At 69.7% G+C, this 19,229-nt stretch carries 16 protein-coding genes; 6 read left to right on the top strand and 10 right to left on the bottom strand.

Going from position 1 to position 19,229, the window contains the following annotated elements; genetic code table 11:
* Positions 1-65: 65 nt before the first annotated feature.
* From ON27_RS06485 to clpS, 3 genes are read right to left on the bottom strand one after another with little or no spacing between them, the layout of a single operon-like run.
* Entirely contained in the window at positions 66-1,124 is a 1,059-nt protein-coding gene (locus ON27_RS06485; protein ID WP_043720870.1) for a P1 family peptidase, read from the bottom strand.
* A gap of 58 nt (positions 1,125-1,182) precedes the next feature.
* A complete protein-coding gene (gene aosR, locus ON27_RS06480; RefSeq protein WP_043720869.1) occupies positions 1,183-1,752 on the bottom strand; it encodes an oxidative stress transcriptional regulator AosR in 570 nt (189 codons plus the stop codon).
* A 22-nt stretch (positions 1,753-1,774) separates the two neighbouring features.
* Positions 1,775-2,125 (bottom strand): ATP-dependent Clp protease adapter ClpS, encoded by a 351-nt coding sequence (gene clpS / locus ON27_RS06475; RefSeq protein WP_039796380.1) that lies wholly within the window; start codon positions 2,123-2,125, stop codon positions 1,775-1,777.
* Positions 2,126-2,247: 122 nt separating this feature from the next.
* Here clpS and ON27_RS06470 point away from each other — a divergent pair, with 122 nt between their 5' ends.
* A complete protein-coding gene (locus tag ON27_RS06470; RefSeq protein ID WP_043720867.1) occupies positions 2,248-3,558 on the top strand; it encodes a nicotinate phosphoribosyltransferase in 1,311 nt (436 codons plus the stop codon).
* A gap of 2 nt (positions 3,559-3,560) precedes the next feature.
* Here ON27_RS06470 and ON27_RS06465 read toward each other — a convergent pair whose 3' ends face one another.
* Entirely contained in the window at positions 3,561-3,752 is a 192-nt protein-coding gene (locus tag ON27_RS06465; RefSeq protein ID WP_043720866.1) for a hypothetical protein, read from the bottom strand.
* Positions 3,753-3,932: 180 nt separating this feature from the next.
* On the opposite strand from ON27_RS06465, the gene ON27_RS06460 reads away from it, so the two are divergent.
* Positions 3,933-4,499, top strand: a complete 567-nt coding sequence (locus ON27_RS06460) for an isochorismatase family protein (RefSeq protein WP_043720865.1) — start codon at positions 3,933-3,935, stop codon at positions 4,497-4,499.
* A gap of 57 nt (positions 4,500-4,556) precedes the next feature.
* A complete protein-coding gene (locus ON27_RS06455) occupies positions 4,557-6,605 on the top strand; it encodes an ATP-dependent DNA helicase (protein WP_043720864.1) in 2,049 nt (682 codons plus the stop codon).
* Between the two features lie 163 nt (positions 6,606-6,768).
* Here the strand turns inward: ON27_RS06455 and ON27_RS06450 are convergent, their stop codons facing one another.
* From ON27_RS06450 to glgP, 4 genes are all read right to left on the bottom strand, one after another.
* Entirely contained in the window at positions 6,769-7,164 is a 396-nt protein-coding gene (locus tag ON27_RS06450) for a RidA family protein (RefSeq protein ID WP_043720863.1), read from the bottom strand.
* A gap of 141 nt (positions 7,165-7,305) precedes the next feature.
* On the bottom strand, positions 7,306-7,839 hold the full coding sequence (locus ON27_RS06445; RefSeq protein ID WP_051046271.1) for a DoxX family protein: 534 nt from the start codon (positions 7,837-7,839) through the stop codon (positions 7,306-7,308).
* 162 nt (positions 7,840-8,001) lie between these two features.
* The gene (locus tag ON27_RS06440; protein WP_043720861.1) at positions 8,002-9,363 is read right to left on the bottom strand and encodes an NCS2 family permease; all 1,362 of its coding nucleotides are present in this window, start codon (positions 9,361-9,363) and stop codon (positions 8,002-8,004) included.
* A 104-nt stretch (positions 9,364-9,467) separates the two neighbouring features.
* Positions 9,468-12,041, bottom strand: a complete 2,574-nt coding sequence (gene glgP, locus ON27_RS06435; RefSeq protein WP_043720860.1) for an alpha-glucan family phosphorylase — start codon at positions 12,039-12,041, stop codon at positions 9,468-9,470.
* Between the two features lie 444 nt (positions 12,042-12,485).
* Here glgP and ON27_RS06430 point away from each other — a divergent pair, with 444 nt between their 5' ends.
* From ON27_RS06430 to glgB, 3 genes are all read left to right on the top strand, one after another.
* Positions 12,486-12,773, top strand: a complete 288-nt coding sequence (locus tag ON27_RS06430; RefSeq protein WP_043720858.1) for a hypothetical protein — start codon at positions 12,486-12,488, stop codon at positions 12,771-12,773.
* A 208-nt stretch (positions 12,774-12,981) separates the two neighbouring features.
* On the top strand, positions 12,982-14,985 hold the full coding sequence (locus tag ON27_RS06425; protein WP_043720857.1) for an alpha-1,4-glucan--maltose-1-phosphate maltosyltransferase: 2,004 nt from the start codon (positions 12,982-12,984) through the stop codon (positions 14,983-14,985).
* Positions 14,982-17,135, top strand: a complete 2,154-nt coding sequence (glgB, locus tag ON27_RS06420) for a 1,4-alpha-glucan branching protein GlgB (RefSeq protein WP_043720856.1) — start codon at positions 14,982-14,984, stop codon at positions 17,133-17,135. The genes ON27_RS06425 and glgB overlap by 4 nt, the downstream gene beginning before the upstream one ends.
* 754 nt (positions 17,136-17,889) lie before the next feature.
* On the opposite strand, the gene ON27_RS06415 is transcribed toward glgB, so the two are convergent.
* Complete coding sequence (locus ON27_RS06415; protein ID WP_043720855.1) at positions 17,890-18,738, bottom strand: tetratricopeptide repeat protein; 849 nt, start codon at positions 18,736-18,738, stop codon at positions 17,890-17,892.
* A 61-nt stretch (positions 18,739-18,799) separates the two neighbouring features.
* A complete protein-coding gene (locus ON27_RS06410; RefSeq protein ID WP_083887404.1) occupies positions 18,800-19,168 on the bottom strand; it encodes a DUF3817 domain-containing protein in 369 nt (122 codons plus the stop codon).
* Positions 19,169-19,229 lie beyond the last annotated feature (61 nt).

Below are 19,229 nucleotides of genomic sequence, written 5' to 3'. Positions count from 1 at the left end.
GCGGCGGCCGCGCAAACGCGAGCCCCAAAGGGGCCGCGAACACCCAGCGCCGAAGGCGCTGCAAATCAGAACAGATCCCGGTAGGCCGGGATCCCCGCCACCGCGTGCGCCGAACGGATGGCGTCCACGACGGCGCGCTCCACCGCGACGGCGGCGGCCGTGCAGATCTGGTCGAGCACGAGCAGGTCGGCGGGGAAGGCGGGCGGTAGTGGGGGGTCCGTGCCCTCTTCCGCGGTCCCGGTGGCCAGGGCGAAAAGGGTGTCCCCGTCCAGCGGCGAGTGCGCGGGACGGATCGCCCGGGCCAGCCCGTCGTGGGCGGCGACCGCGACGCGCTTGCATCCCGCCGGATCGAGCGGGGCGTCCGTGGCCACGACGCCGATCGTGGTGTTGAGCACGGTGCCTTTCACCGGCAGTTCGTTCGCCGCCGCCAGTCGCTCGGCGGTCGGCGGCCGCAGCTGGAAGAACTCGGGCCCGTCGGTGCCGCACCCCCACGGCAGGCCGGTGCGGGGGTCGAACACCGAGCCGACCGGATTCGCCACGATCAGCGCCGCGACGGTGATTCCCGCGGCCGCGCCTTCGCCCAGTGCGATGCTCGCGCTGCCCACTCCGCCTTTGATCGACCCCGCGCGGGCCCCGACGCCCGCCCCGACCGAACCGCGGGCGAAGTCGACGCCCGCCGCCGCGGCGGCCCGATAACCGAACTCGGCGGTCGGACGGATGTCCCAGGCGCCGACCGGAAGATCGAAGATCACCGCGCCGGGAACGATCGGCACGACCCGGCTCGGGTCGGTCGGGTCCATCACGATGCCCGCGCCGTTCTCCTCCAGCCAGCGCATCACCCCGTCCGCCGCGGCGAGGCCGAAAGCGCTGCCGCCGGTGAGCAGGATCGCGTCGACCTGGCGAACGGTGTTCATCGGATCGAGCAGATCGGTCTCCCGGGTGCCCGGTCCGCCGCCGCGCACGTCGACCGCCGCCACGGCGCCGCCCGGCACCCGCACGACCGTGCATCCCGTCGCCGCACCGGAGCCGAGCGTCGCGTCCGGGTCGAGAACGTGGTGGTGCCCGACCAGCACTCCGGGCACATCGGTGATCGAATTACGTTCGCCCGGTGCGGCGTTGACCATCTCTACTCCTCACGGCGCGCGATTGCCGGTCGCTTCGCGCCGATCTTCGCACGATCGGTCAGGGAGCCAGCGCCTGCAGCAGCGAGTCCTGCATCCAGGTCAGCCAGTGGTACACGTCCAGGTGCGGAGCGCGCGGATCGTCGGGGTCGAGATGGTCGGGCGTGTCGGCGTCGATGTCCAGCACCGTGCCGAGCGCCAGCCGCACGTCGGTGAGGGCGGTCAACCACGCGTCGGCCTGCTCGGGGGTCAGGATGATCTTGCCGCCCGCGCTCGGCACGGTGTCAAGCACCACCGAACCCGCCGCCAGTTTGGCGTCGATGATGTCGGGCTCGTGCAGGCCGCGCAGCGCGCTGTTGAGGTCTGCGCGTTCGGCGTCGGGCGAGCCCGGTTCGCTGCGGTGGAAGTCCGGCAGGAGCCGGCGCAGCCGCGGGTCCTCCGGCGGAGCGGTGTTGCCGGAGCGCAGTCCGGTGAGGGCGGCCAAGTCGTCGTCGGGGGCGGATTCGGCGCGTTCGGTCAGCAGCCCGGAGACCGCACCGACCAGGGACCGAAGCACGTTGGCCTCTCGTGCGTCCATTTCGGATCGCAGTTTGAGACCGCTCAGCGAGTTCTTCCTGCTCCACTTGCGCACGGCGTCAGGGTAGTCGCCCAGGTCAGTCGTCCCGCTGCATGGTGGCCCAGAGTCCCGCGGCGTGCAGCCGCTGGACGTCGTGCTCCATCTTGTCCCGGGAACCGGACGAGACCACCGCCTTGCCCTCGTTGTGGACCTTCAGCATCAGTTCGGTCGCCTTTGCTTTGCTGTAGCCGAACAGCTTCTGGAAGATGTAGGTGACGTAGTGCATCAGATTGACCGGGTCGTCCCAGACGACAGTCACCCATGGGCGGTCCTCCGCCTCCAGGATCTCGGTGTATTCGACCGCTTCGGGTGTCGCCTGTGCCGCCGACAATGTCGCGTTCGCGGCGTCCACAACGACGTCACCCCGGACTGTGTTGCACAAGGCCATAGGGTCAAGGGTACGACTCGACTCCGGATAAACAACACCCACGCAGCCCCGATTCGCGATTCTCCGGTTCACCGGGCCGATGCCGGACGTCATGAGCCGACCGTTCTGTCTACAGTGACAGCGTGGACCTGCGCGACGGCGTCACCAGCACGGCGCTGCTGACCGACCAGTACGAACTGACCATGCTCGCGGCAGCGCTCGCCGATGGGTCGGCGTATCGACAGTGCACCTTCGAGGTGTTTGCTAGGCGATTGCCGAATGGTCGTCGCTATGGCGTCGTCGGTGGTACCGGCAGGATGCTCGACGCGCTGCGGCAGTTCCGCTTCGACGAGGACGAACTGGCCGTCGCGGCCTCGTTCTCGGATCGGGGAACGCTCGACTGGCTGCGCGACTACCGGTTCACCGGCGATATCGACGGCTACGCCGAAGGCGAGCTGTACTTCCCGGGCTCACCGGTCCTGTCGGTGCGCGGCAGTTTCGCCGAATGCGTCGTGCTGGAGACGCTGATCCTGTCGATCCTCAACCATGACAGCGCGATCGCGGCCGCGGCGGCCCGGATGGTCAGCGCCGCGAGCGGCCGCCGGATGATCGAGATGGGGTCACGGCGCAGCCACGAGATGGCGGCCCCGGACTGCGCACGCGCCGCCTATCTGGCGGGTTTCGACGCCACCTCGAACCTGGAGGCGGTGCGGCGCTACGGAATCCCGGGCGCGGGCACCAGCGCGCACGCGTTCGTCCTGCTGCACAGCGGTCCCGACGGCGCGCACGAGGCCGAGGCCTTCCGCAGCCAGGTCCAGACGCTCGGCGTCGGGACGACGCTGCTGGTGGACACCTTCGACATCACCAAGGGCGTCGCGACCGCCATCGAGGTGGCGGGCACCCAGCTGGGCGGGGTGCGGATCGATTCCGGCGATCTCGGCGTCCTGGCCCGCCAGGTGCGCGACCAGCTCGACGCGCTCGGCGCCACCAAGACCCGCATCGTTGTCTCCGGTGACCTCGACGAGTACGCCATCGCCGCGCTGCGCGCCGAACCGGTCGACGTCTACGGCGTCGGCACGGCGCTGGTCACCGGCTCGGGCGCGCCGACCGCCGGGATGGTCTACAAGCTGGTCGAGGTCGAAGGGGTGCCGGTGGCCAAACGCAGCAGCCACAAGCAGTCCCGCGGCGGCACGAAGAAGGTGATCCGCCTGGCCCGCGACACCGGCACGATCGTCGAGGAGGTCGTCTACCCCGCGGCCGGGCCGGTGCCGCCCGGCAACGGCTTCCAGGCCAGGGACCCGCTCGTCCCGCTGATCCGCGGCGGTGAGCCGGTGCAGGACCTGCCCACGCTCGCCGAGAGCCGCGACCTGGTGGCGCGGGGACTGATCAGCCTGCCTTGGGAGGGCCTCAAACTCTCGGCGGGCGAACCCGCCGTGGTGACCACCTTCGTCTGAGGTCAGCGCCTGCGCTCGTCCACGCGGGACACCAGCAGCAGTCCGGCGGTGAAGAGCAGCGCGAACACCACGCCGCTGATCACGAACCACAGCCAGGCCGCCGGTTCGGCGGGGCGGGAGCCCAGCAAGAAGTAGACCGTCAGGAATACGGTGGTGCCGATCGTCACGCTGCGGAAAAGGCGGGCAGGGCTCATGAGTGGTCTCCATGGGGAAGCGGCGAACCGGGAGGAATCCAAGGGGGCACTCGTTAATCACCGTGCGGTGAGGGCGCGTTTACATCGGAGCGGTGAATTTCCCGCGAGTCGGGTGAACCGAGCGTCCGATCGAGCGGCAGAATTCGAGGCAGACATTCAGCCATACCGCGGGAGGTCACCATGACCCGGGCACTGATCATCGTCGACGTCCAGAACGATTTCTGCGAGGGCGGTTCCCTCGCGGTCAGCGGAGGCGCCGCGGTGGCGGCCCGGATCAGCGAGCACCTCGCGGCCGCGCACTACAGCGCGATCGTCGCGACCCGCGATCACCACATCGATCCCGGCGCCCACTTCTCCGACGAGCCCGACTACATCGACAGCTGGCCGCCGCACTGCCGGGCCGGCACGCCGGGCGCGCAGTTCCACCCGGCCCTGACCACCGAGCCGATCCAGCAGATCTTCTCCAAGGGCGCCTACAGCGCCGCCTATTCCGGGTTCGAGGGCACGACCGAGGACGGCACGGGGCTGGCCGACTGGCTGCACGACCGCGGTATCGAGGCCGTCGACGTGGTCGGTATCGCGACCGACCACTGCGTGCGGGCGACCGCCCTGGACGCGCGCATCGAGGGATTCGACACCCGCGTCCTGCTCGATCTCACCGCCGGCGTCGCCGCCGACACCACCGCCGCCGCACTGGACCGAATGCGCGGTGCGGGCGTCGACTTGGAGGGCAGCGTCAACCGGTAGACCGTCCGGTCTCGGCGACAGGTCCGCCGTGTCGGAGGCGCCGAGTAGGCTGCTCGCGTGCCCGAACTGCCCCCCGTTCCCGACCTTTTGGCCACCGCCGTGCAGGCGCTCGGCGGCAAGGAGCGCGCCGGGCAGGTGACGATGGCCGCGGCGGTGGACCACGCGATCGACACCAAGGAGCATCTCGCGGTGCAGGCCGGGACGGGCACCGGCAAGTCGCTGGCCTATCTGGTGCCGAGCCTGCGCCACGCCGTGCGCACCGGCCGCACGGTGGTGGTCTCCACGGCGACGATCGCGCTGCAGCGTCAGCTGGTCGATCGCGATCTGCCCCGCTTGGCCGACGCGCTGAGCGGCCCGCTGGGGCGGACGCCGAAGTTCGCGATCCTCAAGGGCCGCAACAACTATCTGTGCTTGAACAAGATCAACAGCGCTGTTCCGGACGAGCCGGCCGAGGCGGAGCTGTTCGACGCGTTCGCGATCTCGCGCCTCGGGCGCGAAGTGCAACGGCTCAACGAATGGGCCTCCGACACCGAGACCGGCGACCGCGACGAACTCGCCCCCGGCGTGAGCGACCGCGCCTGGCGGCAGGTCAGCGTGTCCTCGCGGGAGTGCCTGGGCAAATCGCGCTGCTCGTTCGGCCAGGACTGCTTCGCCGAGCGCGCCAGGACCGAATCGGCGCAGGCCGACGTGGTGGTGACCAACCACGCGCTGCTCGCCATCGACGCGATCAGCGGCATCCAGGTGCTGCCCGAACACGACGTGGTCGTCATCGATGAGGCGCACGAGCTGGTCGACCGGGTCACCGGCGTGGCCACCGCCGAATTGGCCTCCGCCGCGATCAGCGCGGCCGCCCGCCGCTGCGCCAAACTCATCGATGAGCAGGAGGTGGATCGCCTGGAGGGCGCCGCGGAGGCGTGGCACACCGTGCTCGACGAGCTGCCCGCCGCCCGCTGGGACACCATGCCCGACGGCGTCGCCCCGGTGCTGGCCCTGATCCGCGACGCCGCGTGGAACGCGCGCACCGCCCTCGCGCCGCAGGGCGGCGCCACCGCACCGGACGATCCGGAGAACTCCGCCGCCCGCAATATGGCCTTGGCCGCGATCGACGAGGTGCACGACAGCGCGGTCCGCGCGCTGACGGCGTTCGACGAGCCCGACCCGGCCGCCCGGCGCGACGTCGTCTGGCTGGCCGCCGACGAGATCCGCGGCGTCGTGCGCCGCTCGCTGCGGATGGCGCCGCTGTCGGTGGGCGGGCTGTTGCGCAGCAGGCTCTTCGGCACCGCCACCGTCGTGCTGACCTCGGCCACATTGCAGATCGGCGGCTCGTTCGACGGGCTCGCGCTCACCTGGGGCCTGCCCGCGCAGTCGGGCAGTCGCACCGATCCGGCCACCGCGAACGGCGCGCAGGCACCCTCGGACGCCGACACGGTGCGCTGGAGTTCGCTCGATGTCGGCTCGCCGTTCGACCACGCCAAGTCCGGCATCCTCTACGTCGCCAAACACCTGCCCGCACCGGGCCGGGACGGGCTCGCGCCCGCATATCTGGACGAGATCGAGCGGCTGGTCACGGCGGCGGGCGGGCGCACCCTCGGCTTGTTCTCCTCGATGCGCGCGGCCCGCGCGGCCACCGACGCGCTGCGCGACCGATTGCCCACCCCGGTGCTGTGCCAGGGCGACGACTCGACGGGCGCGCTGGTCCGGAAGTTCGCCGACGACCCGGAGACGTCACTGTTCGGCACGCTGTCGCTGTGGCAGGGCGTCGATGTGCCGGGGCCGTCACTGAGCCTGGTGATCCTCGACCGCATCCCGTTCCCCCGCCCGGACGATCCACTGCTGGCGGCCCGGCAACGCGCCGTGGAGATGCGCGGGGGGAACGGGTTCATGAGCGTGGCCGCCAGTCACGCCGCTCTCTTGCTCGCCCAAGGGACCGGCCGCCTGTTGCGCAGCGTCGATGATCGTGGCGTGGTCGCCATTCTGGATTCGCGCCTCGCGACCGCCCGTTACGGCGGCTACCTGCGCGCGTCGCTACCGCCGTACTGGGAGACGGCCGATCCGGAGATCGTGGTCCAGGCGCTGCGCCGGCTCACGGCCGCGGCCACGGTGTGATACCGGACACACCCCCCGGAATCTACTTCCAGACGGAAGTAGATTGTTGATCGGTACTTCGGTGTACCCCCAATTCCCACACCGAACGTATCGGCCGGTCCCCGCGCCAAGCCCTGCACGCGGCGCGGGGCCACCTCCGGGCCCACCGCCCGGCCGCCGCGGCTCAGCCGCGCACGGCCACCGCGTCGACTTCGAACAGCATGCCCGGCAGCGCGAGCGCAGCCACGCCGGTCAACGTCTGCGCGGGCGGCCGCTCACCCCAGATCTCCGCGATCTTCTTGCCGAGCACGGCCAGCTTGTCCAGATCGTGGTCGACGATGTGCGTCCGCAACTGCGCCACGTCGGCGAAGTCCAACCCCGCCGAGCGCAAGGCGATCGCGAGGTTGGCGAACGCGTTGTCCACCTGGACCGCGAAATCCGTGCTGGTGGTGTGCCCTTCGGCGTCCGAGTCGTACTGTCCCGCGATGAAGACCAGCTCACCGCGCGCCACTGCCACGTGGCTGTAGCCGAACCCGGTCGGATCGTGCAGTGCACCGGGGTTGCTGATTTCGACGCCCATCGTTTCTCCTCATTCGGTCGGCAAGTGCCGCAACACAACACCGACGATCCGGCAGTCCACGGTGTGACATGACGAAGGACACAAACGACCGCGGCGCGGCGACCGAGGTCACCGCGCCGCGAGTTCCGCCGAGCCGCAGGCTCAGAGCACCCACTTCAGGATCAGCGTCAGCACGCCCGTCACGATCGCGAGGATCAGCGCGCCCACACCCCACACGAATCCACTGCGCTGCCACGGACGCCCGGCATCCAACGAGAACTTGCCCGGGCCGGTGAACGGCAGCGCCGCGCCGACCACGCCGAACAGCACCCCCATCTCGTAACCGCCGAACAGCCCCATGGCCCAGGTGGCGTTGACCACGTTGATCATCGTGCCCAGCACGATCGCCCCGGCCAGTGGCGTCAGCAGACCCAGCAGCAGGAGCAGGCCGCCGCCGAGTTCGGTCAGGCCCGCGAGGGTCCCGAACAGCTTGCCCGGGTTGTAGCCCATCTGCTCGAAGGCGTCGGCGTTGGCCTGCAGGCCGGGACCTCCCCACCAGCCGAAGAGTTTCTGCGCGCCGTGCGCCGCGAGCAAGCCGCCGAAGACGACTCGCACGAGCAGCAGGCCGATGTCTGCGGCGATTCCGTCGAGTTCGGTGGGGGTGTTGGTGCGTTCGAGTACGGATTTGATGGTCATCGTGGTCCTCATCCCTGCAGTCGTTCTCGGAGGGGATCATTAGTTCGGCGAAAAAGCGGACTACGGTCCGATTCTTCCATGTAGAGATCGAACTTCCCAACCCCTCGGTCCTATTCCACGGTCGGGCGAGAAGGATGGTTCAGCGCGAAAGCGAGCGGAGCGTTACTCCGCGAGGAAGAAGAAGTAGCCGAGGAACACCAGCATCAGGACCCACATCGCCGGATGCACCTCTCTGATCCGGCCTTTCGCCGCCATCACCACCGGGTACAGCAGCATGCCCATGGCCAGGCCGTTGGCGATGGAGTACGTCAACGGCATCATCACCACGGTGACGAACGCGGGCACCGAGTACTCCAACTGGTTCCAGTCGATCTGGCCGAGCGCGCGAGCCATCAGGATGCCGACCACGATGAGCGCCGGCGCGGTCACCTCACCCGAGCCCGCGACCACCGCGAAGATCGGGTAGCAGAACATCGCGACAAGGAACCAGCCCGCCGTGCCGACCGCGGTGAGCCCGGTCCGGCCGCCCGCCGAGACGCCCGCGGTCGATTCCACGTAGGCCGTCGTGGTCGAGGTCCCGATGACGGCGCCCGCCATGGTGCCCACCGAGTCCGCCGCCAGCGCGCTCGCGGCACGCGGCAGCCTGCCGTCCTCGTCCAGCAGACCGGCCTGGTTCGCGACGCCGATCAGCGTGCCTGAAGCGTCGAAGAAGTCGACGAACAGCATGGTCAGCACCACCACGGCCATCTGGCCGGTGAACGCGTCGGGCAGATGGACGATCGCCTGACCGAAAGTCTGCTCGAGCCCCTTCGGCGCGGCGAACACGCCCTTGGGCAGCTCGACCAAGCCGCTGACGATGCCGACGATCGTGGTGAGCACGATGCCGTAGAGCACCGCGCCGTGCCAACCCCGCACGAGGAACACCACGGTCACCAGCAATCCGAACAGCGCGAGCAATGTGGTGCCCTTGGTGAAGTCACCCAGCGTGACCAGCGTCGCTTCGCTGTTCACCACGATCCCGGCGTTCTTCAAACCGAGGAACGCCACGAACAATCCGATCCCGGCCCCGACGGCGAGCTTCAACTGCATCGGGATGGCGTTGAGAATGCGTTCCCGAATCTTTGTCACCGCGAGGACGAAGAAGATGACTCCGGACAGGAACGTGCCGGACAACGCGACCTGCCACGGGATCCCCATCTCGAGCACCACCGTGTACGCGAAGAACGCGTTGAGCCCCATGCCCGGCGCGAGCGCGATCGGATAGCGGGCCCACAACCCCATGACCAGCGTGCCGAACACCGCGGCGACGGCCGTGGCGGTGAACACCGCCTGCATGGGAATGCCCTTGTCGCCCAGCGCTCCCTGGTCGCCGAGCACCGCGGGGTTGACCGCGAGGACATACGACATGGCGAGGAAGGTGACCGTGCCCGCCATGAGTTCGCGTTTGACGGTAGAGCCGGTCGACCGGACCCCGAAGTACCCGTCGAGGCGTCCTCGGGTCCGGTGCAGAACGTCGGTGACCATGGGTGACTCCAGTCGAGAACGATTCGGGCGTGCCAGGGCACGGTAGCCGACGGTTCACTGCCCGGGGCGCCTCCACGGCGCCACCGTGACCAGCGCCACCGGCCTCAGGCGCTCGGGGCGGAGACCAGGCCCAGCTCGGCGTCGGAGGCCAGCAGCTCGTGGTGCGGCAGCACGCGCACGGTGTAGCCCACCGCGCCGGAGAGCGGCACCGGGGTGTCCACGGTGAACAGTTCGGCGCCGCCGTCGGACCCGCTGTGCGTCATCGGGACGGTCGTGGTGTCGGAGAGGTCGTCGGTCGTCGACACCCGGCCCAGCACCGCCTGCACCACCACGTCGGACACGCTCAGTCCGCCCAGCTCGACCCGCGCGGCCAGCGACAGCCGCGCGCCGATGACCGGCGTGTCCGGCAGGCCCGCGCTGTCCACCTGGATCACCTTCACCGAAGGCCATGCCGACTCCACCCGGTGGCGGTACTCGGCGATGGCCTTCGCGACCGCGAAATCGCCGGCAGTCGCCCGCTGATACGCCGCGGCGGCGGGAGCGTAGTACTCCACCGCGTAGTCGCGGACCATTCGGGAAGCCAAGACCTTCGGTCCCAAGGTCTGCAGCGTGTGGCGAACCATCTCGACCCAGCGCACCGGCAGGCCGGAGGCGTCGCGCTCGTAGAAGCGCGGCGCGACCGCACGCTCGAACAGGTCGTAGAGCGCGGCCGCCTCCAGGTCGTCGCGGCGGTGCTCGTCACGGACGCCCGCCGCGGTCGGAATGGCCCATCCGTTCTCGCCGTCGTACATCTCGTCCCACCAGCCGTCCCGGATGGACAGATTGAGACCGCCGTTGAGCGCGGATTTCATGCCGGAGGTGCCGCACGCCTCCAGCGGGCGCAGCGGGTTGTTCAGCCAGACGTCGCAACCCCAGTACAGGAAGCGCGCCATCGACATGTCGTAGTCGGGCAGGAAGACGATTCGGTGCCGCACCTCGGGATCGTCGGCGAAGCGGACCACCTGCTGGATGAGCGCCTTGCCCCCGTCGTCGGCGGGGTGACTCTTGCCCGCGACCACCAGCTGCATCGGCCGCCGCGGATCAAGCAGCAGGGCCCGCAGCCGCTGTGGGTCGCGCAGCATGAGGGTGAGGCGCTTGTAGGTCGGCACCCGGCGCGCGAACCCCACGGTCAGGACGTTCGGGTCGAAGACGCCGTTCACCCAGCCGAGTTCGGCCTCGGCGGCGCCACGCTCCAGCCAGGACGCGCGCACCCGGCGGCGCACCTCGTCGACGAGGATGCCGCGCAGGACATTCCGGGTCGACCACAGCTCGGTGAGATCGACGTCGCGCAGCCGTTCCCAGCCGCGTGCCTCCTCGACCAATTCCGCGCCGATGAGCTCACGCGCCTTGTCGACCCATTCCCGCGCGGCCCAGGTCGTGGCGTGCACACCGTTGGTGACCGAACCGATCGGCACTTCCGCCGGGTCGAAGCCCGGCCACAGCGAGGCGAACATGGACCGGCTCACCTCACCGTGCAACTTCGAGACGCCGTTGGCGCGCTGCGCGAGCCGCAGACCCATGTGCGCCATATTGAAGACGGAGGGGTCGGCTTCCCTTCCGAGCGCCACGATCCGGTCCGCGGGAAGCCCGGGCAGCAGTGCGGATTCCGATTCGCCGTGCGCGCCGCCGAAGTAGCGCCGCACCATCGGCATCGGGAACCGATCGATGCCGGCCGGGACGGGCGTGTGCGTGGTGAACACCGTGCCCGCTCGCACGGCGGCGAGTGCGGCGTCGAAATCCGCTCCCTGCGCGACGAATTCGCGGATCCGCTCGACGCCGAGGAAACCGGCGTGACCTTCGTTCATGTGGAACACGTCCGGATCGGGCAGTCCCGCCGAGGCCGTGTACGCGCGCACCGCGCGCACCCCGCCGATGCCCGCCAGGATCTCCTGACGGATGCGATGCTCCTGGTCGCCGCCGTAGAGCCGGTCGGTGACCGCGCGCAGCTCCGGATCGTTCTCGGCGATGTCCGAGTCGAGCAGCAGCAGCGGAACCCGGCCCACCTGCGCGATCCACACCCGCGCCCGCAGCACCCTGCGGTCGGGCATGGCGACGTGGATGAGCACCGGCGAGCCGTCGGAGGTGAGCGCCCGCAGCGGAAGGCCCTGCGGGTCCAGCGCCGGATAGTGCTCGGCCTGCCAGCCGTCCGCCGTCAGGGACTGCCGGAAGTACCCCGAGCGGTACAGCAAGCCCACCCCGATCAGCGGCAGGCCCAGGTCGGAAGCGGCCTTCAGGTGGTCACCGGCCAGGATGCCCAGACCACCCGAGTAGTTCGGCAGCACCTCGGTGACGCCGAACTCCATCGAGAAATAGGCGATACCCCGCACCCCCTCCTCCCCCGCCCTGCGCTGGAACCAGCCCGGCGCCGCCAGGTAACCGCGCAGGTCCGCCGCCGCCGCGTCGACCCGAGCGACGTAGTCCGGGTCGGCGGCCAGCTCGTCCAGCCGCGCCGCGGGCACCTCGCCGAGCATCCGGACCGGATCGTGGCCCATCTCCTGCCATCGCCGCGGATCCAGCGCGGCGAACAGGTCCTGCGTCGGCGGGTGCCACGACCATCGCAGATTCGTGGCGAGCTCACCCAGGGCCGCCAGACGCTCGGGCAGATGGGCACGGACGGTGAATCGACGCAATGCCTTCATTCGGTAGAACCTACACGGAGGCCCCCGCGCGCGCCCGGCCCGACCACGACCCGGAACTACCTTCCGACCAGCATGTTTGGTGATCCGTCGAAGCCGAGGAAGCAGCGCGGCCGATCTTGCGTAGCGCTGTCTACCGTCACGAAAAGGCCACACGACGCGCCGGAGGCCCCGCTTCCCGCTACCCGATCGAGACCCCCGCTCGCTTGTGAACTCCCGAACGCGGGGCAAACCCACAAGCTGTGCGGACCAACCGGCCGCACCAACCGAATCAGTACGGGAGTGATCGAGATGTGGAAGACTGCACACCCAAATCGCGCCCGCGATTTGCGCTGGTCGCGCGCTGGGTCGGCGATGACGGGGTTCGTAGCTTGCACGGCGGCGCTCGTTCTCGTCGCACCGGCCGCCGGGGCCGCGGTCACGACGGCGACTGCGACTGCCCAAGGGATGAGTTTCGGCTTCGGCAATTACGGAACCAACTGCCAATACCGTGTGACGGCCACGGTGGACAACGCCTCGTCCGACCCCGTGCAATTCACCGACAGCGCGTCCGGATCCTTCACCCCGAACCCGGCGCCCGTGGTCGGCAACCAGGCGACCACCACGTGGGTACCGGACGCGGCCGGCTCCCACACCATCTCCGCGACGCACGGCGCCGGTCCCGCCTGGACCTCGCCGGTGATGACGGTGGGCAACGGGATCAACCTCGGCGTCGGATGCGTGGTCCTGCCGTAAGCACCGACCCGGCGGCGCTTCGAGTGCCGGAGTGAACGCCCGGGCGGCGACGCGTCGATCTCCGACCGTAGCCGCCCGGGCCTCCGGGTCCCGCATTCCCGGCAGCACCACGAACAGCCCGGCTCAGCCACCGGCGCGGCGGGTCGCGGCGGCGAACGAAAAGCTCGCTGATCCGGTCCGCACGTTCAGCTACCGGTAGGTTGGTCCCGTGACCGGCCGCATCGCAATCGATGACACTGCCCCGTCCATCCCCGGTGGCCGGCCCGCCAAAGCGGTGGTCGGCGAGGTTTTCCCCGTGCGCACCGTGGTGTGGCGCGAGGGGCACGACGCGGTCGCCGCCACGCTGGTGGTGCGCGCGCCGGGGACGTCGCGCCCGCTCCGCATCCGCATGACGCCGGACTACGAGCCCGACGTCTTCAACGCGACGTTCACACCGAACGCGCCGGGCGCGTGGACCTACCGCATCGAAGGCTGGAGCGACCCTGTCCAGACCTGGCGCTCGGCGATCGAGGCGAAGCTGGCCGTCGGCCAGAGCGCCGCCGATCTGGCCAACGACCTGGAACTGGGCGCCCGCCTGTTCGACCGTGCGGCGCAAGCCGTCCCGAAGCGGCAGTTCGAGCGTTTACGGGCGGTCGCGACTGCTCTCCGTGGCGACGACCAGCTGCCCGCGCGGGTCGCCCCGGCTTTCACCGAGGACGTCGCCGAGATCCTGCGCGCCACGCCGCTGCGCGACCTGGTCACCCGAGGGCCACAGCACACCGTCCTGGTCGAGCGGCACCGCGCGCTCTACGGTTCCTGGTACGAGTTCTTCCCACGCTCGACCGGCGGCCGCGACGCCACCGGCAAGCCGGTCCACGGCACCTTCGCCACGGCCGCCAAGGAACTTCCGCGCATCGCGGGCATGGGCTTCGACGTGGTGTACCTGCCGCCCGTCCACCCGATCGGCGAGGTCAACCGCAAGGGCCGCAACAACGCCCTCGCCGCCGAGCCGGGCGATGTCGGCTCGCCATGGGCGATCGGTTCGAGACACGGTGGCCACGATGCCGTGCACCCGGAGTTGGGCACCGAAGCCGATTTCGCCGATTTCGTCGCGGCGGCGCGACGGCACGGTCTCGAGGTGGCGCTCGACCTCGCCTTGCAATGCGCGCCGGATCATCCGTGGGTGCAAGCGCACCCCGAATGGTTCACCACCCTGCCCGACGGCACCATCGCCTACGCGGAGAACCCGCCGAAGAAGTACCAGGACATCTATCCGGTCAACTTCGACAACGACCCGGACGGCCTCTACGCCGAAGTGCTGCGCGTGGTGCGGCACTGGATCGGCTTGGGCGTCACCATCTTCCGTGTCGACAATCCGCACACCAAGCCCGCCGACTTCTGGGAGTGGCTGATCGCGAACGTGCGGCGCACCGACCCCGACGTCATCTTCCTGTCCGAGGCGTTCACCCGCCCGGCCCGGCTCTACGGGCTGGCCCGGCGCGGCTTCAGCCAGTCCTACACCTATTTCACCTGGCGAGTGGCCAAGTGGGAGTTGACCGAGTTCGGCAACGAACTGGCCGCCAAGGCCGACGAGGCACGCCCGAACCTCTTCGTGAACACCCCCGACATCCTGCACGAGACCCTCCAGCACGGTGGACCGGGCATGTTCGCCATTCGCGCCGTCCTGGCCGCCACCCTCGCCCCGGCCTGGGGCGTCTACTCCGGTTTCGAGCTGTTCGAGCATCAGGCGGTGCGTCCGGACAGCGAGGAGTACCTCGACTCGGAGAAGTACGAGCTGCGCCCGCGTCCGTTCGCCGAGGCGCTGGCGCGCGGGGAATCGCTGGAACCCTGGCTTACCAGGCTCAACGAGATCCGCCGGGCGCACCCCGCCCTGCAACAGCTGCGCTGCCTGCATTTCCATCACGTGGACAACGACGCGCTGCTCGCCTACTCCAAGATCGACCCCGCCGGCGGCGACGCGGTGCTGGTCGTGGTGAACCTCAACCCGTTCGGCGCCGAATGGGGCATGCTCTCGCTCGACCTGCCCGCGATCGGCCGCGAATGGCACGACCATCCGGTGGTGTACGACGAGGTCAGCGGCGAGGAATACCACTGGGCACAGACCAATTACGTGCGGCTGGACCCGGCGCGCGCCGTCGCGCACATCATCGCCCTGCCTCCGGTGTCCCAGCAGGCTCGTACCGAGCTGGCCTACCGCAGGACCCTGCGATGAAACGACGCGATCTCATGTTGCTCGCGGCAGGCACGCACGCCGACCCGCACACCGTGCTCGGCGCGCATCCCCATCCCGACGGCACCGCCGTCCGGGTGTTGCGCCCGCACGCGGAAACCGTGTCGGCGCGCGTCGGCGGCGTCGACCATGCGCTGAAATCCGTAGGACACGGCGTGTTCGCGGCGGTGCTGCCGTACCCGGAGATCATGGACTATCGCGTCGTCACGACCTATCCCGGCGGCCAGACGATCATCGGCGCGGACGGCTACCACTTCCTGCCCACGCTCGGCCCGCTCGACCTGCACCTCATCGGCGAAGGCCGCCACGAGCGCCTGTGGGAAGTGCTCGGCGCGCACCCGCGCCACTACACCACCCTCGACGGCGAGGTGACGGGCACGTCGTTCGCGGTGTGGGCGCCCAACGCACGCGGCGTCACCGTGATCGGCGATTTCGACGGCTGGAGCGGCAACACCGCGCCGATGCGCGCCCTCGGATCGTCCGGGATCTGGGAGGTCTTCGTTCCGGATGTGGGGCCGGGCGCCAAATACAAATACCGTGTGCACGGCGCCGACGGACGCACCGTCGACCACGCCGACCCGCTGGCTTTCGCCGCCGAACACCCGCCGGCCACCGCCTCGGTGGTCACCGAGAGCCATCATGTCTGGCACGACCACGCCTGGCTCGAGCGGCGCGCGGCCACCGACCCGACCCGCGCCCCGATGAGCGTCTACGAGGTGCATCTCGGTTCGTGGCGGCCCGGCCTCGGCTATCGCGAGCTGGCCGAGCAGCTCGCCGAATACGTCCAGGACGCCGGATACACCCACATCGAACTGCTCCCCATCGCCGAGCATCCGTTCGGCGGCTCGTGGGGATACCAGGTCACCTCCTACTACGCGCCCACGGCGCGCTTCGGTTCCCCGGACGACTTCCGCGCCTTCGTCGACCGCATGCACGCGGCGGGCATCGGCGTCCTGCTGGACTGGGTCCCGGCGCACTTCCCGCGCGACGAGTGGGCGCTGGCCCGCTTCGACGGCACACCCCTCTACGAGCACGCCGACCCGCGCCGGGGCGAGCAACTCGACTGGGGCACCTACGTGTTCGATTTCGGCAGGCACGAAGTGCGCAACTTCCTCGTGGCCAACGCGCGGTACTGGATCGAGGAATTCCACATCGACGGTCTGCGCGTCGACGCGGTCGCCTCCATGCTCTATCTCGACTACTCCCGCGCCGACGGCGAGTGGGAGCCCAACGTGCACGGCGGCCGGGAGAACCTGGAAGCGGTCGATTTCCTGCAAGACCTCAACGAGACACTGCACCGCCACCATCCCGGCGTCGTGACGATCGCCGAGGAGTCCACCACTTGGCCCGGCGTCACCCGCGGCACCGACGTCGGCGGTCTCGGCTTCACCATGAAATGGAACATGGGCTGGATGCACGACACCCTCGGGTTCCTCGGCCGCGACCCGGTGCACCGCTCCTGGCACCACAACGAGATCACTTTCTCCCTGGTGTACGCCTGGAGCGAGAACTACGTACTGCCGATCAGCCATGACGAGGTCGTACACGGCAAAGGCACCCTCTGGACCAGGATGCCGGGTGACGATTTCGCCAAAGCCGGGGGCGTGCGCGCGCTGCTGGCCTACATGTGGGCCCACCCGGGGAAACAATTGCTGTTCATGGGCCAGGATTTCGGCCAGTTCCGGGAATGGTCGCACGATCGCGGGCTGGACTGGCACGAACGGGACAACCCGCTGCACCAGGGCATCAGCACGCTCGTACGAGACCTGAACGCGGTGTACCGCGAGCACGCCGCGCTGTGGAGCCAGGACACCACCCCCGGCGGCTATGCCTGGATCGAGGCCGACGACCGCGCGAACAATGTGCTGGCGTTCCTGCGCCACGGCTCCGACGGCTCCGTGGTGGCCTGCGTCTACAACTTCTCCGGGTCGACGCACGAGGGCTACCGGGTCGGCCTGCCGCACGCGGGACACTGGCTGGAGATCCTCAATACCGACGCCGCGGACTACGGCGGCTCCGGCCTCGGCAATCTCGGCGAAGTGCTCGCGACCGATGAGCCCTGGCACGACCGTCCCGCCTCGGCTCCGGTCACGCTGGCGCCGCACAGCGCGGTCTGGCTGCGCCCCGCCTGACGGCTCGAAAACCGCAGACCGCTCGGCCGGCGCCGACAGGTACCCAGCCCAACGCAAAGGGCCACCATGCCCCGTGCCAACACAGCGGACAACCGGCGCCACGGCGCCCGGCCGATCGTACGAATTGCACAACCCGGCACACGCCTACCGCACGAGCCGACGACCGGCGTCACGGCTCCGCGCCCGGTCCGATCGTACGAACTGCGCCACCCCGCATGCGCCTACCGCCCGAGCCGACGACCGGCGCCACGGCTCCGCGCCCGGCCGATCGTACGACTTCCGCAACCCGGTCTGCGCCTACGTCACGAGCGGACGACTGGCGTCACGGCGCCCGGCCGATCGTACGAATCCGCAGCCCGGTCTGCCCCTACCGCACGAGCGGCGGATCGACCGAGTCCCGACCGACGAGCGTTCGACCTCCGATAAGGGCTGTCCCAGATCCACCGATCTGAGTGATCGAGACGCGGCCGAGCCCAGCTAGGGCCACGCGCGTATGCGCCGTCCTGAATCGAACGCTTCCGCCGGTTTCGCATCGGGTGGCGCCAGAGCTGATGGAACCAACCGCGCTCCTCCGAACCCGCAGCGCGGCGAATGCGACGCCGCTGGGACATGCGGGCGGATCGGCTACCGGCGCTACGGCCCGCAAAACTGGCACCGACCGGTACAGACCTCACACGGCGCCGACGATGCTCCATCCGCGCGCCCTCCACCGCCGGAGCGAACTGCACCTGGATGCGGCGTCGGCGCGGCGAACTCAGTACAGCGCTGCGGCCAGCTTGCGGCGGGCGGCCACGACGAACGGCTCCGCCTGGTCGAACAGTTCGAACAGCTCCAACAGTCGGGTGCGCGCCTTGGTGCGCTCGTCGCCGGACGTGCGCTTGACGACACCGATCAGCCGGTCGAAGGCCGCTTCGGGCCGCTGCTGGAACAGTTCGAGGTCGGCGGCATCGATCGCGGCGTCGACATTCGACGGGTCGGCGTCGGCGTCGGCGATGGCCGACTCCGGCAGTTCCTGCGCCCGCGCGAGGAACCGCAGCTGGCGCAGCGCGCTCTTGGCCTCCTCGTTCGCCGGCTCGGCGTCGAGAATCGCTTGGTAGGCGGCCTCGGCGCCGACCAGGTCGCCCTGCTCCAGCGCCGCCTCGGCCGCCGCGAAACGCGGGTCCTCGGCAGGCTGCTGCGGCTCCCCGCCGCCTTCCAGCTTCCCCGCTACCGCGTCGACCACCGCGTTCAACCACTGCCGCACCTGCGGCTCCGGCTGCGCGCCCTCGAAATCGGCCAGCGGCTGCCCGGCCGCGATCGCGATCACCGTTGGAATGCCCTGCACCCGCAGCGCCTGCGCGATGCGCATGTTGGCCTCGGCCTCCACGGTGGCCAGGTCCCAGGCGCCGCCGTCAGCGGCAACCAGGCGTTCCAGCGTGCGGACCAGTTCGATGCTGCCCGGGCTGCGCTGCGAGTACAGCACCACCACCACGGGCACCTGCATCGAACGGCGCAGAACCCTGGTCTCGAAATCGGCCTCGGACACCGCGTGGTCGCCGCCGCTCGCTCCGCCCGCGCTCCCCGCGGGCTGCTTCAGGCTGGACAGATCGACCGCCCCGGACATGGCGGCGGCGACAGCGGGCGAAGGACGGCGTGCGGCTGGTCGATTCACGACTTCCAGTTTGTCACGAGGTGGCGGATGCGGGCGCCCCGGACTCGGCCGAACCGGCGGCGCTGAGTTCACCCAGCTGACCCGTGCGCACCGCCCAGACCTCGAACAGCACCGTGCAGAACGGCGGAAGGCTCGACAGCAACGCGAGACCGGTGGTCTTCACGCTCCAGCCCAGCTCGCGCGCCGCCACGATCGCACTGATCACGAACAGCACGAACACGATGCCGTGCGTCATGCCGAACACCTTCACCGGCCACAGCACCGGCTCCGGAATCCGCTTGAACACCATGCCGATGATCAGCAGAAACCAGGAAACCGCCTCGAGCACCGCGATGAAACGAAACCGCTTGGCCACCGTGCTCAGGTCGAAGACATTGCCCATGCGCCCCATTGTGCCGGATGCACTACACGCCGTCGTAGTGAGATGTGTCGCTGTGTTTGAT

It is taken from the genome of Nocardia asiatica NBRC 100129, assembly GCF_000308415.1.
Lineage (GTDB): Bacteria > Actinomycetota > Actinomycetes > Mycobacteriales > Mycobacteriaceae > Nocardia > Nocardia asiatica.
Note: the sequence above shows the minus strand (reverse complement) of the source record. Positions and strands in the feature narration are given on the sequence as shown.